Source organism: Nocardia goodfellowii (assembly GCF_017875645.1).
Lineage (GTDB): Bacteria > Actinomycetota > Actinomycetes > Mycobacteriales > Mycobacteriaceae > Nocardia > Nocardia goodfellowii.
The window spans coordinates 5,232,139-5,246,456 of the sequence record NZ_JAGGMR010000001.1; the positions used below are offsets into that span (position 1 = coordinate 5,232,139).

Genomic DNA, 14,318 nt, shown 5'->3' on the forward strand with positions numbered 1-14,318 from the left:
GCCTCAGTCCTTTCCGAGGTCGAGCAGGCGGCGCGCGATGATGTTGCGCTGGATTTCCGCGGTGCCGCCGTAGATGGTCGCGGCCCGGGAGTACAGGTATTCGGTGCGCCATTCGCTGTCGGTGAGCTCCACGACGCCGGGCAGCAGGTCCCGCGCGGTGTCGAAGAGTTGCTGTTCGGCGGTGGCCAGCAGGACCTTGTCGACGGATGTCTCGGGCCCGAGGCGCATGCCGTCCGCGAGTCGCTGTTGCGTGGTACGCGATCGGCAGCGTGCGGTGTGCAGGGCGAGATACGCCTCGCCGAGTTGCGCGTCGTCGGGGATCACGGTGTGCGCCAGGATGCGATCGAGCCGGGTGAACAGGTAGGTGATCCGGTGCCAGAAGCACGCCGAGCGTTCGTGCGGAAGCAGGTCCATGGCCACCCGCCAGCCGTCGCCGGGCTTGCCGAGCATCCGGTCGGCGGGCACCACGACGTCGTCGAAATAGACCTCGGCGAATTCGTCGACGCCGTGCATGGTGCGCAGCGGCCGCACGGTGATGCCGGGTGTGTCCATATCGACGAAGAAGGCGGTGATGCCGTCATGACCCGGCGCGGTGCGGGTGAGCAGGACGCACCGCGCCGCGTACTGCGCCAGGCTGGTCCAGACCTTCTGGCCGTTGATCACCCAATCCGGCCCGCGCGGTTCGGCTTTGGTGGTGATCGAGGCCAGATCGCTGCCGGATCCGGGCTCGGAGAAACCCTGGCACCACTGTTCGCGACCGGACAGCAGTCGGGGCACCATGTCCGCGGCCAGCTCGGGCCGGGCATAGGCGATCATGGTGGGGGCGAGCACCTCGATCATGGAGTAGATGCCGGGTTCGGCGAGGTCGCGGGAGGCGACTTCCTCGCCGAGCACCGCACGCAGCACGGCCGGCCCGCCCAGTCCGCCGACCTCGCCGGGCCAGCCATAGCGCATCCAGTCCGCGTCGTAGAGCGCGCGCCGCACCCGGGCCAGCTGTGCGACCTGCCCGTCGAGCGAATGATCGGGCCCGGGGGACAGGTCGTTCTCGTCGAGCCAGATCTGCAATCCGACCCGAAACTCCGTGCTGTTCATCTGCTTCCGGCCGTTCATGTCCTCGAACGCTCGAAGGCGTGCGGAATGCCGGAGTCGTGGTCGCCGCTGCGGCGGATGAAGGTCATCCGGCGGGTCCGGATGCGCCAGCCGTCCGCGGTGCGGACGAGTGCGTCGGTGTAGTAGCCGATCCGCATGTCGTGGGTGCTCTGGTCGATGAAGCACAGCGGCTGGGTGCCCGCGGCGGTGTCGCCGTCGAGGTCGAGAACGGCTGGACCGGTGAGGAACAGGCCTTTCGGCGCGGCCGCCACGAGTTCCGGGAACAGGTCGAGGGTGTAGGTGTCGCCGAAAGCGCTGTAGCTGCCGTCGGGTGTGAACACCGCCAGCAGTCCCTCGATATCGCCCTTGGTGATGGTCACCGCGTAGCGGGCCAGCACCTGCTGGATCTCGAGCAGGTCTTCAACTCTGGACATGGACCTTGCCGCCTTTCATGACGAATCGCACCTGCTGGGTGACGGTGATGTCCTGCAACGGATCTCCCGGTACGCCGATGACGTCGGCGAGCAACCCCGCGGCCAGCCGGCCGCGGTCGGTGACGCCGAGGAGTTCGGCCGCGCGCACCGTCGCCGCGCGCAGCACGTCCAGCGGCGGAAGTCCCCGGTCGACCAGCGCGACGAGCTCATCGGCGTTGCGCCCGTGCGGGATCGCGGGCGCGTCGGTGCCGACCGCGATCTTCACACCCGCCCGATAGGCGGCCAGGACCGAGGTGCGGGCCTTCGGGAACATTTCGGCGGCCTTGGCCTGCAGCGCCGGATCCGCCTTGGACACATCCATCGCATCGGCGAGGCGGGTGGTGGGCACCAGCCAGGTCCCGGCCGCCACCATCGCCTCGATTGCCTTGTCGTCGATCAGGAAGCCGTGTTCGATGCAATCGATGCCGGCCGCGACGGCATGTTCGACCGCCTCCGCGCCGTGCGTATGCGCGGCCACCTTGAGTCCGCGCCGGTGCGCCTCGTCGACGATGGCGCGCAGCTCTTCATCCGAATAGTGTTGTGCGCCAGGCGCTCCGGTCAGCGACATGACACCGCCGGAGACACAGATCTTGATCAGCTGGGCGCCGTGCTTGATCTGGTACCGCACTGCCTTGCGCACCTCGTCGACGCCGTTGGCGATGCCTTCCTCGAGGGTCAGCTGTAAGACGTCCGGCGCGAAAGCGGCGAACATGGTCGGATCCAAGTGGCCGCCGGTGGGGGTGATGGCATGCCCGGCCGGCACGATCCGCGGCCCCTCGATCCAGCCGCCGTCGATGGCTCGCCCGAGCGCGACATCCAGCAGATAGCCACCGGTTTTCACGAACAGGCCGAGGTTGCGCACGGTGGTGAAACCCGCGCGCAGCGTCCGCCGGGCATTGCCGACCGCCCGCAGCATGCGCAGCGGCGGATCATCCCGCACGCTGGAGGCCAGGCCGGTTTCGCCGCGCCCGCCCATCAGGAGATTGACCTCCATGTCCATCAGTCCGGGCAGCAGGATCAGCTCGCCGAGTTCGAGGATTTCGCCCTCGGGCTCGCCGCCCACGCCGGCGATGCGCTCGCCGTCGACGCGCAGAATGCCGGGCCGGACGATCTCGCCCGTGTCGACATCGAGCAGTCCCGCTGCCCGCACCGTGATCATGGCTGGGACGCTTCGCGTTTCGGCGGCTCGAAGCCCGCGACGATGACGACATTCGTGTCCGCCGCCGCCTGACGCAGTTTCGCCGCGTGCTGATATTCGGGCGACTCGTACCAGGTGCGCGCCGCCTCCACCGAATCGAATTCGAGGATGACGGTCTGGTTGCCGTGCCATTCACCCTCGAGCACGCTCGGTGCGGTATCCACCGCCAGGGGCCGCAGGCCGCCCCCGCGCATCGCGGACTGTGCGGCGCGGGCGTATTCGGCCATGCCCGCCTGGTCTTTGATGGCCTCGGTGAAAATCACATAACCCTTGGGCATTTCGTTCTCCTTTTCCCGGCCGGCCGCTTCAGACCACCGGCTCGTTGATCAGCACGGCCCAGGCCGCGCCGCTGTCCGGTACGCGTGGCTGCTTCCACACCTCCACCGGGAAGGAGGCCATCACCAGCGACTGCATGAGATGGAACAGCGCGCGGGCATCCTCGGGCAGGTCCGGCCACTGGTGTTTGTCGCAGTAATCGAGCGCGGCCTCGAGCCGGGGGAACGCGGCGTCGTAGAACTCCTGCATCTGCGGCATGGTCGAGGCGAGGCGCTGGGCGTAGCGCTGCTCTTCGGTGGCCAGGCACCAGTCCGCCGCGAAGGGTTCGAGGTCGGCGAATTCAGCGGGCAGCAGCGGCATCTCGGTACTCCTTGACTTTGTTCTGGGCGATCACGTGCAGATGGCGCAGGAGAATTTCCTGGTCATTGAGCGGGAATTCCGAGACGGTGCGCGTTTCGAGCATCGTCTGGGTGGCTTCCAGCGTGTTCGCGTCTTGTAGTGCGTATTCCTTGAACGTCACCGCGGCCAGCTCCTGGGCCATGCGTTCGCGGGCATTCTTCGGCGGGGCGAAGTAGAGGTTGGCCTCGAAGATGTGCTTGTTCACCGCGGTCGGCCAGTAGTGATAGGTGAGGTACCAGCCCGGCGCCCAGAACAACAGCGAGAAGTTCGGGAAGATCTCGAATTCGTCCACGCCCCAGGCCCGATGCTGGGCCGGGTTGAGGCCGGGCGGCAACTGTTCGAGGCCGTCGATGTCGGGCCGGTCCCACGGGCCGAACAGTCCGCTGCGCAGGACCCGTTCGATCGGCTTGACCATGTTCAGGTCCTTGGGCGGAGCCATGCCGCCCCAGGACGAGATCATCGAATGCGGTGAGGAGAGCTCGTAATGCAGTGCCTCGTAACCGTATCCGGCGAGCTTGTCGGCTTCGTCCTTGGTCGCCTGCTTCATGTGCAGGATCGGCGCGTGATAGAACTCGGCGAAGGCGTCGATGAACAGCTTCCAGTTGCTGCCGATCTCGGCCCGGTAGGTGTAGACCTCGGTCATCTCGTGGAACGGATAGCCTTCGATACCTTTGAGCATCGGACCGAGATACTCGGCGAGCGGTGCGGCCTCCGGGTCCAGGTTGACGAAGATGAAGCCTTCCCACACCTCGCAGCGCGCGCTCTTGAGGCCGTAGTCGTTCTTGTCGAGATCGAAGAACTCCTTCTCCTGCTGGACGAAGGTGAGATCGCCTTCCAGGCTGTAGCGCCAGGCGTGGTATTTGCAGGTGAACTGGCGGCACGACCCCGCGGTCTCCTCGTTCGGGAAATCGCTCCACACGAGCTTGTTGCCGCGGTGCCGGCAGATGTTGTGGAAGGCGCGAATCTGCTGATCGGAGCCGCGCGAGATGATGAGCGAGGTGCCGACACAGGCCAATTCGCGGGTGAAGTAGCTGCCTACTCGCGGCAGTCGTTCGACGCGGCCGACATTGAGCCAGCTCTTCTTGAAGATGGCGTTGCGCTCGTCCTCGTAGAAGGCCGGATCGATCGAGTCGGTGTAGTCGACGGGGCCGGTGCCGAGCTGTGGATATTGCTCGGTCCAGCTACCCGCTTCGGGTTTGGTGAAATGGGCCACCGGGTTACCTTTCGTGTTCGGGCGTGACGCCGAAGGTGTTGAATGCCATGGCGAGCAGGCTGTAGCCGCCGACCGTGAAGACCAGATCCATCCGCTGCCGGTCGCTGAGTTGTTCGCCCAGCGCGGTCCAGGTGTGGTCGGATAGCGTGGATTTGTCCAGCAGCTCGTCCGCGGCGTCGATCACGACTCGGTCGAATTCCGTTGCGGCGGTGCCGTTCTGGACCGCCGCGATATCGGCTTCGGACAAACCGGCGGTCGCCGCGAACCCGGCGTGATGCTGCCACTCATAGGCGCAGTCGGTGCGGTGCGCGACGCGCAGGATCGCCAGTTCCCGGATGCGCGGCGGCAGGCTGGAGCGGAACAGCAGGTACACGCTGAAGCCCAGGAACGCCTCGGTGAGTTCTGGATGGTGAGCCAGCACCGACATCGCGGGGCCCGCGCCCTCGGGATTGCGGCGGGCCGCGGGCAGCAATTGCCGGAACGCGGCCCGGGTGTGGTCGTCCCAGCTCTCGGCCGGCAAGGGCGGCAGGCGCATTCGTGTCCTCCTGTCGTGAGAATGGGATTCTCCTAAACTGGATAATAGATTTCCACGCCGGTGAAAAATAGTCAACGCGCAGCGATTCAGTCCAGGAACATGTCCGGGATCGGCTGCGTGCCGCCGCCGTATCCGGACAGGTCGGTCGCACCGGATTCGATCAGGACGCGAGCGTCGACATAGCAGTTGCCGGTGCTGTCGCGCGCTGGGCGCGAAAGGATCTCGGCCGCCGCGTCGCCCATGATCCGGGGATCGCGGGCCGAGCGCAGTAGCTCGTCGCCGCCGGGCAGGTTGGCGACCGCCGCGGTGGCGATATAGGTCTGCGGCCACAGGCAGTTCGCCGCGATCCCGTCGGCGGCGAACTCGGCGGCCCAGCCCAGCGCGAGCAGCGTCATGCCGTATTTGGACTGGGTGTAGGCCGGGTGCGCGCCGAGCCAGCGCGGGCTGGTGTTCAGTGGCGGCGAGACGTTCAGCACGTGCGGGTTCGGGGCCTGGCGCAGATAGGGCAGGCAGGCCTGGGTCAGCAGGAACGTGCCGCGAATATTGATCTCCTGCATGAGATCGAACCGCTTCACCGTCAGCTCGGCGGTGGGCGCGGTGGCGATGGCGCCGGCGTTGTTGACGCAGAAATCGATGCCGCCGAAGCGGTCCACGCCGACTTCGACCGCGCGCCGGACATCGGCTTCGTTGCGCACGTCGCCGACGACCGCGACCGCCTTGCCGCCGGCGGCCTCCAGTTCGGCCACCGCCGTGTGCACAGTGCCGGGCAGGCGCGGGTGCGGCTCGGCGGTCTTGGCCAGGACCACGACATTGCCGCCCTGCTGCGCGACCGCTCGCGCGATGGCCAGTCCGATGCCCCGGCTGCCGCCGGAGATGACCATGGTGCGATCCGTGAAAAGTTGCTGCTGGCTGGTCATTATTCTCCTCTGGCCGGTCCGTTTGCGCTTGATGGTATTGGCATTCTCCATTTCTGCAAGTACCGTATTCACCAATGAACGACCATGTCACCACCGCATCCGGCATCCCGCTGCGGCCGGTCTACGGACCGGACGACCGGCGTGCCGACCCGCCCGCGCCGGGCGCGTTTCCCTTCACCCGCGGCAACTTCGCCACCGGCTATCGAGGCCGGCTGTGGACCTTCCGCCAGTACTCCGGATTCGGCACCGCCGAGGAGTCCAATCGCCGCTATCGCTATCTGCTCGAACAGGGTGGTACGGGACTGTCGGTGGCGCTGGACCTGCCGACCCAATGTGGTTACGACTCCGACGATCCCGAAGTGGGGGAGGAGGTCGGCCGGGTCGGCGTCGCCGTGGACACCCTGGCCGACGCCGAGCTGCTCTTCGACGAGATTCCGCTGGAGCGGATCAGCACGAGTTTCACCATCAACGGCACGGCCGCGATCCTGCTGGCCATGTATGTCGCGGCCGCCGAGAAGAAGGGCGTGCCGCGGCAGCAACTCACCGGCACGATCCAGAACGACATTCTCAAGGAATACGCCTCGCGCGGCACGTGGATCTGGCCCCCGGAACCGTCGTTACGCCTGATCGCCGACACCATCGAGTTCTGTGCCGCGCAGGTGCCGCGCTTCAACGCGATCTCCGTGGCGGGCGCGCATTTTCGCGACGCGGGCGCGAACGCGGTGCAGGAGATGGCCTTCACCCTCGCGGACGGCGTGACCTACTGCGATACCGTCGTCGAACGCGGGCGCATGAGCATCGACCAGTTCGCGCCGCAGATCTCGTTCTTCTTCTACACCCACGGCGACTTCTTCGAGGAGATCGCGAAATACCGTGCCGGCCGGCGGCGCTGGGCCACCATCGTGCGCGAACGCTACGGCGCGAAAGCCGACAAGGCCTCGATGTTTCGCTTCGGCTGTGTGGCCGGCGGCGCGTCGCTGTATGCCCCGCAGGCCCAGAACAATCAGGTCCGGGTGGCCTACGAGGCGATGGCCGCGGTGCTGGGCGGGGTGCAATCGATGTTCACCGCCGCCTGGGACGAGCCGTTCGCGCTGCCCAGCGAGGAGTCGGCCACCATGGCGCTGCGCACCCAGCAGATTCTCGCCTATGAGACCGGGGTCGCGCGGGTCGCCGACCCACTGGGTGGCTCGTACTTCGTCGAAGCCCTCACCGACGCGACCGAAGAACGCATCATCGAGATCATGTCCGACCTGGAAAACCATGGCGGCATGGTCCGGTGCATCGAGGACGGCTACCTGCAGGGCATGATCGCCGACGCCGCCTACCAACTGCACCAGGAGGTGGAGCGCGGCGAGCGTCCGGTCGTCGGGGTGAACCGCTTCGTGTCCGAGGAACCCGCGCCCGAGATCTCCACCTATGAATTGGACGCCGAAGGCCGGGATCTGCAATTGAAGCGGCTGGCCCGGGTCAAAGCCGAGCGTGATCCCGCGGCCGTGCGCGACACGCTGGCCGCGTTGTCGCGTGCCGCGGAAGGAACCGAGAATCTGATGCATCCGCTCATCGATTGTGTCAACGCCTACTGCACGGTCGGTGAGATGACCACCGCGCTCAAAGACGTCTGGGGCGAGTTCCAGCAGCCGGTGGTGTTCTGATGACCGCGCGCGTGCTGGTCGCCAAACCAGGGCTGGACGGCCATGACCGCGGTGCCAAGATCGTCGCCCGCGCTCTGCGCGATGCCGGATTCGAGGTGATCTACACCGGCATTCGCCAGCGGATCGAGGACATCGTGTCGATCGCGCTGCAGGAAGACGTCGCGGTGGTGGGGCTCAGCATCCTCTCCGGCGCGCACGTCGCGCTGACCATCCGGGTGGTGGAGGCGCTCGGCGCGGCCGGCGCCGACGACATCGACGTGGTCGTCGGGGGCACCATCCCGGGCAGCGATGTGCCCAAACTGCTGGAAGCCGGTGCGGCGGCGGTCTTTCCGACCGGAACCGCGCTGGATGTACTCGTCACCGAGATCCGGGCGCTGACCGCGGCCGCCGACCCCGCGCCGGAACAGACAGTGGAGGAATCGTGCGTATCGGAGTAATGATCGGTCCGGAGAAGGGCGACTCCGCGCGCAAGCTCTCCCGGATGCTGGCCGATATCGAATGGGCCGAATCGGCGGGGCTGGACACCGCCTGGATTCCGCAGCTGCCCACCGACTTCGACGCCTTGATCACCGTGGCGCTGATGGGCACCCGGACCAGCCGGATCGAATTGGGCACGGCCGTGGTGCCGTTGCAAGCGCAGCATCCGATCGCGCTTGCCCGGCAGGCGCTGTCGGCGCACGCCGCGGCCGGTGGCCGGCTCGCGCTCGGAGTGGGTCCCTCGCATCACTGGATCGTGCGGGACATGCTCGGGTTGCCCTACGACCGGCCCGCCGCCTACACCCGCGACTATCTCGAGGTGCTGAACGCCGGGCTGGCCGGGCCGGGCCCGGTGGAGGTGGAGAACACCTCGTTCCGGGTCCACAACCAGCTGGATCTCGGCCCGGTCGAACCGTTGCCGGTGCTGATCGCCGCGCTCGGTCCGGTGATGCTGCGCATCGCCGGCGAGCAGGCGGACGGCACCATCCTGTGGATGGCCGACGAACGCGCGATCGCGGAGCATGTGGTGCCCAAGATCACGAAGGCCGCGGCCGAGGGCGGGCGGCCCGCACCGCGCGTCGTCGCCGGACTGCCCGTATGCCTGTGCCGCCCAGCGCAAGTCGACGAGGCGCGGGCCCGCGCCAACCGCATCCTCGGCGAGGCCGAGGTATCGCCGAATTATCAGCGGCTGCTGGAGAAGGGCGCTGCCCGCGATATCGGTGACCTCTGCGTCGCGGGCGACGAGGCGGCCATCGCGGCCGGGCTGCGCCGGTACGCGGAGGCGGGCGCGACGGATCTGTCGGTGCGGCTGCTGCCGCTGGGCGACGATCGCGATGAACTGGTGGCCTCCAAACGGCGTACCCGCGAGATGATCGCCGCGCTGGCGAAGGAATCGCGGTGACCGCGCCCCTGGCCGGTATTCGTGTGCTCGAGGTCGGCACCATGCTGGCCGGCCCCTACGCCACCCTGATGCTGGCCGACCTGGGCGCGGAGGTCATCAAGATCGAACCACCGGCCGGGGACATCTCCCGGCAGGTCGGTGACTCCTACTTCGCCAGCCTCAATCGCGGTAAGCGCAGCGTCCGCCTGGACCTGAACGACCGGGCGGGGCAGCAGCGGCTGGGCGCGCTGGCGGCGGAAGCGCATGCGCTGCTGGTGAATCTGAAGCCGTCGGCGATCCAGCGGCTCGGCCTCACCTACGACGCGCTGCGGCACTGGAACGAGCGTCTGGTCTGTGTCGCCATCACCGGTTTCGGGCTGGACGCCGGCGATCATCCGGCTTTCGACTATGTCATCCAGGCGGCCACCGGCGTCGCGGCGCTGACCGGAGATCCCGCGGGACCGCCCACGCTGCCGGGGTACTCGGCCGCCGACAATTCCACCGGACTGACCGCGGCACTCGGCCTGCTGGCCCAGATCGTCTCCGGGCGCGGCGGGCAGGTAGAGGTGTCGTTGCGCGATGTCATGTTCTCCCAGCTGAACTACCATGCCGCCGCCTACCTCGACACCGGCGCCGCCCCGCAGCGGCGGCCGTTCGGGGCCCACTCGTATTACGTTCCCGCGCAACTGTTCCCGACGGCCGATGGCTATCTGGCGCTGTTCATCACACACGACGGGTTCTGGAAATCTTTCGCCGGGGAAGCCGGAATCGAGGGCTTCACCACCATGGCCGAGCGGGTCGCCCGCCGTGCGGAGGTGCTGGCGGCGGTCACCGCGGCCCTGACCGGTGACAACGCCGACGGCTGGGAGCGGAGGTTGCGGCCGCTGGGTGTTCCGGCCGCGGCGGTGCGCACCCTGGCCGAAGCGCTGGAGCTGGTCCCGGAGGCAGTGGTGACGGCGGGTGAGCATCGGTTGATCGGCAGTCCGATCCGGGTGGGCGGCTATCGCCCCCGGTACGGGCCGCCCCCGGCATTGGGCGAGTACGGCGAGCGGCCGCCGAGCAGGGCCGCGCGGTGAGGCATTCGGTGGCGCTCGTCTTCGAGGATCGCGAATACACCCTGGCCCACCTCGAGTCACTGGCCGGTGGGCTCGCCGCGACGCTGCGCGCGCGGGGAGTGCGCGGCGGGGATCGCGTGGCGCTGATGTCCTCTAATCGCCCGGAATTCGTCATCGCCGTGCTGGCGGTCTGGCGTCTCGGTGCGGCGGTCGTGCTGCTCAGTCCGGCCTGGAAACAGGCCGAGGTGGCGCACGCGCTGGCGATCACGCGACCCGTTCAGGCCGTGGGTGATCATCCGGTGCTGGCCGGCTTTCTACCGATGTTGTCGCTGGATGATCCCATCGCCCCGGCCTATGGGATGTCACCCGTGCCCGAGCCGGAGGCGGAGGCTATTCTGGTATTCAGCTCCGGCACAACAGGTTTGCCGAAAGCGGTGCGCCACACCCATGCTTCGCTGGCGGTGGCCGTCGAGCATTGGCGGGGCGCGCTGGAATTCACCGCGACGGACCGCATCCAAGTACTCACACCGCCCTCGCACATCTTGGGGCTGCTCAATATTCTGCTGGCGCTGCGGACCGGGGCCTGGCTGCGCCTGCATCGGCGGTTCGACCTGGAGCTGATGCTGCGGCACATCGAAAAGGACCGCATCACAGTGGAAATGGCGGTCGCGCCGATCGCGATGGCACTGGCCGCGCACCCGGATCTGGAAGCCTATGATCTGTCTTCGCTGCGCTACATCATGTGGGGTGCCACGCCGGTCTCCGCCAGTGTCGCCGCGACCGTCACGCGGCGCACTGGAGTCGGCTGGGTGCCCGCCTACGGAACCAGCGAACTTCCGGTCATCGCGTGCAACCCGATCGAGGGAGCACGCCTGGACAGCGTCGGCCGTCCGGTACCGGGGGTGCGGGTGCGCGTGGTGTCGCCGGAGACCGGAAATGTCTTGGGGCCGGGGGAGATCGGTGAGATCCAGGCCCGGTCGGGGGCGCTGATGTCGGGATACCTGCCGGACTCCGCGACCGCCTCGGTCTGGAGTGACGGCTGGTACCGCACCGGCGACATCGGCTCACTCGACGCCGGCGGCTGGCTGCGGCTCACCGATCGGCTCAAGGAAATGATCAAGGTGCGCGGATTTCAGGTCGCGCCCGCCGAGGTGGAAGCCGTGTTGCACGCGCATCCGGCGGTGGTCGACTGCGCGGTGTTCGGGGTGCCCGATGCGGCTGACGGCGAGGCGATCGTCGCCGCGGTAAGCACGTCGGTGGCGATCGGCCGCGACGAACTCGTCGACTTCGTCGGCACGCGCCTGGCCTCCTATAAACGGCCGCGCGCGGTCGTTTTCGTGCCTCGCATTCCCCGTCTTCCCTCCGGCAAGGTTCTGCGCCGGGTTCTGAAGGAGCAGTATGGACGTACGTCTGACGAGTGAGCAGCGACAACTGCGCGCCGCCGCCGCCAAATTGGCCGATGATCTCGGTCCCGATTCGGTCGCGGACCTCGCCGACAGCGCCCGGATCGCCCGGCTGGAGAAGGCCGTCGACACCGCGGGCTGGCGTGCCCTGCGCTCCGACGGCGCCTCCGGCGTCGAAATCGCGCTCGTGGCAGAAGAATTCGGCCGGGGACTGGTCGATGTGCCGTTCCTGGGCCCACTACTCGCCGACGATCTGCGCGGGCACGGACCGGAGCCGGAACGGCGCTGGACTGTCGCGGCGGGCGGCCGGGCCGTGGATGCCCGCGACGGCCACGGTGTGCTGGTACTCGAGCAGCGGCGGCTGCTGGCGGGCGCGGTGGGTCCCATCCTCGAAGGGGCGGACCTGACCCGGCCGGACGCCGAGATCCAGCCGCCGTTGCGTCCGCTCGCGGAACTGACGGCCGGACAAGCCGCGCGCTGGCACGCACTGGCTCTGGTCGTCACCACCGCGGATCTGGTCGGCACCGCGCGCGGCGCGCACACCCTGGCCACGGAGTACGCGAAAGTGCGTGAGCAGTACGGCAAGACGATCGGCTCGTACCAAGCCGTGGCGCATCTGCTCGCCGAAGCCCTGGCGCTCATCGAGGGGTCGATCAGTGTGCTGCGCCACGCCGCCTGGGCAGTGGACGAACTCGCCCCGGACGAGGCGGTCCGCGCCGCGCGCATCGCCAAGCTCTACTGTGCCCGCGCCGCGCGCACGGTCTGCGAGACCGCGATTCAGGTGCACGGCGGCATCGGCAATACCTGGGACTGCCTCGCGCACGTCTACCTGCGGCGGGCCCTGGTCTCGACCGAACTGTTCCCCGTCCGACTGGAGGAAATCGACTGTGGACTTTCGTGATTCGCCGCAGGAGGCGGCGTTCCGGTCCCGGCTGCGGGACTGGCTCGCGACGGTGGCGGGGCGGTTTCCGACCTCCGGTGACGAGTACTGGGCGAAGCAGGGGGAGTGGCATCGCGCGCTGTACGCGGCCGGATTCTTCGGGCTGTCCTGGCCGAAGAATCTGGGCGGGCACGAGCTGGCGCCGGTGTACGACGTGATCCTCGACGAGGAACTCGCCGCCGCGGGCGCACCGCCGCGTCCCAGCCTGGGCTATCTGGTCAGCGGGCTCGGCCGGCACGGCAGCACCGAGATCCAACGGCGCTTTCTGCCCGGCATGATCGACGGCAGCGAACGCTGGTGCCAGGGCTTCAGCGAGCCCGGCGCGGGTTCGGATCTGGCCTCGCTGCGCACCACCGCCACCCAGAACGGCGACCATTACGTCATCCACGGACACAAGATCTGGACCAGCTATTCCGACGTCGCGGACTGGTGTCTGCTGCTGGCCCGCACCGATCCGAAAGCGCCACGGCACAAGGGCATTTCGGCGTTCGTGATCGCGATGAACCAGCCCGGTGTGCGGCAGCGGCCGCTGCGCATGATCAGCGGCGTCACCACCGAGTTCGGGCAGGTGGAGTTCGACGGAGCCGTGGTGCCGGCCGATCAGCTGGTCGGTGCGCCCGGCGAAGGCTGGAAGCTGGCCATGACCGTGGTCGGTCACGAACGCGAGCCCGCCACGCTCGGTTACGCGGCGCGCTACGGGAAACTGGTGCGTCAGCTGGCGGCTCGCGTCGAGGGCACGCCACCGGCCGAACTGGCCTGGGCGGCCGTGGAAACCGAGATGCTGCGACTGCACGTGCGGCGGCGGCTGTCCGAACAGTTGGACGGCGTCTCGCACGGTCCCGAGGGCTCCTTGGACAAGCTGCTCATGACCTGGGTGGAGCAATCGGTGGGGCACGCGGCGCTGGCTGTCACCGGCACCCGGGATCCCGAACTGCTCGGGGCCTATCTGTACAGCCGCGCGCAGTCCGTCATGGGCGGCACCTCCCAGATTCAGAAGAACATCATCGCCTCGCGCATTCTTGGATTGGAAGTCTGACCGTGTACGACCTGCCCGCAGAAATCACCGTCGAAGCCGACGGCGCGCTCCGCGTCATCACCCTCAATCGCCCGGACGCGCTGAACGCGGTCAACGACGCGCTGCATACCGGGCTGGCGAAACTGTGGCCGCAGCTGTCCGACGATCGCGACGCTCGTGCGGCCGTGCTGACCGGCAGCGGCACCGCGTTCTCGGCGGGCGGCGACTTCAATTATCTCGCCGAACTGGCCCGGGATTCCCGGCTGCGTACCAAGACCATCGCGCACGGTCGCGACATCGTGCTCGGCATGGCCCGCTGCCGGGTGCCGATCGTGACTGCCGTCAACGGCCCGGCCGTCGGACTGGGGTGCAGTCTGGTGGCGCTGAGCGATATCGTCTACATCGCGGAGTCCGCCTATCTGAAGGATCCGCACGTGCAGGTCGGTCTGGTCGCGGCCGACGGCGGGCCACTCACCTGGCCGCTGCACACCAGCCTGCTGCTGGCCAAGGAGTACGCGCTCACCGGCGCGCGGATACCGGCCGAGCGGGCGCGCGAGATGGGCTTGGTCAATCACGTGGTGGCCGATCCGATGTCGGAGGCGCTGGCCTGTGCCAAACGCATGCTGGGCCTGCCGCAGCAGGCGGTCGAGAGCACCAAGCGGCTGCTGAATCTGCACTTGGAACGCGCGGTGCTGGCGGCTCTCGACTACGCGACCACCGCCGAGGAGATCTCCTTCCAGCATCCGGACTTCCACGCCATCATCGAGCAGCTGGCCGCCAAGCGGTGAAACACCTG

General features: G+C 68.0%; 16 protein-coding genes. 8 read left to right on the forward strand and 8 right to left on the reverse strand.

The window, feature by feature from the left end; translation table 11 throughout:
• Positions 1 to 3: 3 nt before the first annotated feature.
• The 8 genes from BJ987_RS24035 to BJ987_RS24070 form a co-directional block, all read right to left on the reverse strand.
• A complete protein-coding gene (locus tag BJ987_RS24035) occupies positions 4 to 1,092 on the reverse strand; it encodes an acyl-CoA dehydrogenase family protein (protein ID WP_209898963.1) in 1,089 nt (362 codons plus the stop codon).
• Positions 1,093 to 1,106: 14 nt separating this feature from the next.
• Positions 1,107 to 1,523 carry a nuclear transport factor 2 family protein gene (locus BJ987_RS24040; RefSeq protein WP_209894300.1) on the reverse strand — a complete coding sequence of 139 codons (417 nt, stop codon included), beginning with the start codon at positions 1,521 to 1,523 and terminating at the stop codon, positions 1,107 to 1,109.
• Positions 1,510 to 2,721, reverse strand: coding sequence for a metal-dependent hydrolase family protein (locus BJ987_RS24045; protein ID WP_209894302.1), 1,212 nt, complete (start codon positions 2,719 to 2,721; stop codon positions 1,510 to 1,512). Before BJ987_RS24045 ends, BJ987_RS24040 begins: the two co-directional genes overlap by 14 nt.
• On the reverse strand, positions 2,718 to 3,038 hold the full coding sequence (locus tag BJ987_RS24050) for a DUF1330 domain-containing protein (protein WP_209894304.1): 321 nt from the start codon (positions 3,036 to 3,038) through the stop codon (positions 2,718 to 2,720). The genes BJ987_RS24045 and BJ987_RS24050 overlap by 4 nt, the downstream gene beginning before the upstream one ends.
• A gap of 28 nt (positions 3,039 to 3,066) precedes the next feature.
• Positions 3,067 to 3,396: a hypothetical protein gene (locus tag BJ987_RS24055; RefSeq protein ID WP_209894307.1), complete on the reverse strand. Its 330-nt coding sequence runs from the start codon at positions 3,394 to 3,396 to the stop codon at positions 3,067 to 3,069.
• Complete coding sequence (locus tag BJ987_RS24060; protein WP_209894310.1) at positions 3,377 to 4,648, reverse strand: aromatic ring-hydroxylating oxygenase subunit alpha; 1,272 nt, start codon at positions 4,646 to 4,648, stop codon at positions 3,377 to 3,379. Before BJ987_RS24060 ends, BJ987_RS24055 begins: the two co-directional genes overlap by 20 nt.
• A gap of 4 nt (positions 4,649 to 4,652) precedes the next feature.
• Positions 4,653 to 5,183 carry a carboxymuconolactone decarboxylase family protein gene (locus tag BJ987_RS24065; protein ID WP_209894313.1) on the reverse strand — a complete coding sequence of 177 codons (531 nt, stop codon included), beginning with the start codon at positions 5,181 to 5,183 and terminating at the stop codon, positions 4,653 to 4,655.
• 86 nt (positions 5,184 to 5,269) lie between these two features.
• Positions 5,270 to 6,100 carry an SDR family oxidoreductase gene (locus tag BJ987_RS24070; protein WP_209894316.1) on the reverse strand — a complete coding sequence of 277 codons (831 nt, stop codon included), beginning with the start codon at positions 6,098 to 6,100 and terminating at the stop codon, positions 5,270 to 5,272.
• A gap of 74 nt (positions 6,101 to 6,174) precedes the next feature.
• Between BJ987_RS24070 and BJ987_RS24075 the strand changes: the two genes are divergently transcribed.
• The 8 genes from BJ987_RS24075 to BJ987_RS24110 are packed head-to-tail and all read left to right on the forward strand — an operon-like array spanning position 6,175 to position 14,310.
• A complete protein-coding gene (locus BJ987_RS24075; RefSeq protein WP_209894319.1) occupies positions 6,175 to 7,752 on the forward strand; it encodes a methylmalonyl-CoA mutase family protein in 1,578 nt (525 codons plus the stop codon).
• Positions 7,752 to 8,189: a cobalamin B12-binding domain-containing protein gene (locus tag BJ987_RS24080; protein WP_209894322.1), complete on the forward strand. Its 438-nt coding sequence runs from the start codon at positions 7,752 to 7,754 to the stop codon at positions 8,187 to 8,189. Before BJ987_RS24075 ends, BJ987_RS24080 begins: the two co-directional genes overlap by 1 nt.
• Positions 8,174 to 9,130 (forward strand): LLM class F420-dependent oxidoreductase, encoded by a 957-nt coding sequence (locus BJ987_RS24085; RefSeq protein ID WP_209894324.1) that lies wholly within the window; start codon positions 8,174 to 8,176, stop codon positions 9,128 to 9,130. Before BJ987_RS24080 ends, BJ987_RS24085 begins: the two co-directional genes overlap by 16 nt.
• Positions 9,127 to 10,185, forward strand: coding sequence for a CaiB/BaiF CoA transferase family protein (locus tag BJ987_RS24090; RefSeq protein ID WP_209894327.1), 1,059 nt, complete (start codon positions 9,127 to 9,129; stop codon positions 10,183 to 10,185). The genes BJ987_RS24085 and BJ987_RS24090 overlap by 4 nt, the downstream gene beginning before the upstream one ends.
• Positions 10,182 to 11,585, forward strand: coding sequence for a class I adenylate-forming enzyme family protein (locus BJ987_RS24095; protein ID WP_209894330.1), 1,404 nt, complete (start codon positions 10,182 to 10,184; stop codon positions 11,583 to 11,585). Before BJ987_RS24090 ends, BJ987_RS24095 begins: the two co-directional genes overlap by 4 nt.
• Positions 11,563 to 12,468, forward strand: coding sequence for an acyl-CoA dehydrogenase family protein (locus tag BJ987_RS24100; RefSeq protein ID WP_209894333.1), 906 nt, complete (start codon positions 11,563 to 11,565; stop codon positions 12,466 to 12,468). Before BJ987_RS24095 ends, BJ987_RS24100 begins: the two co-directional genes overlap by 23 nt.
• Positions 12,455 to 13,543, forward strand: coding sequence for an acyl-CoA dehydrogenase family protein (locus BJ987_RS24105; RefSeq protein ID WP_209894336.1), 1,089 nt, complete (start codon positions 12,455 to 12,457; stop codon positions 13,541 to 13,543). Before BJ987_RS24100 ends, BJ987_RS24105 begins: the two co-directional genes overlap by 14 nt.
• Positions 13,544 to 13,545: 2 nt before the next feature.
• The gene (locus BJ987_RS24110; RefSeq protein WP_209894338.1) at positions 13,546 to 14,310 is read left to right on the forward strand and encodes an enoyl-CoA hydratase/isomerase family protein; all 765 of its coding nucleotides are present in this window, start codon (positions 13,546 to 13,548) and stop codon (positions 14,308 to 14,310) included.
• Positions 14,311 to 14,318: the final 8 nt, after the last annotated feature.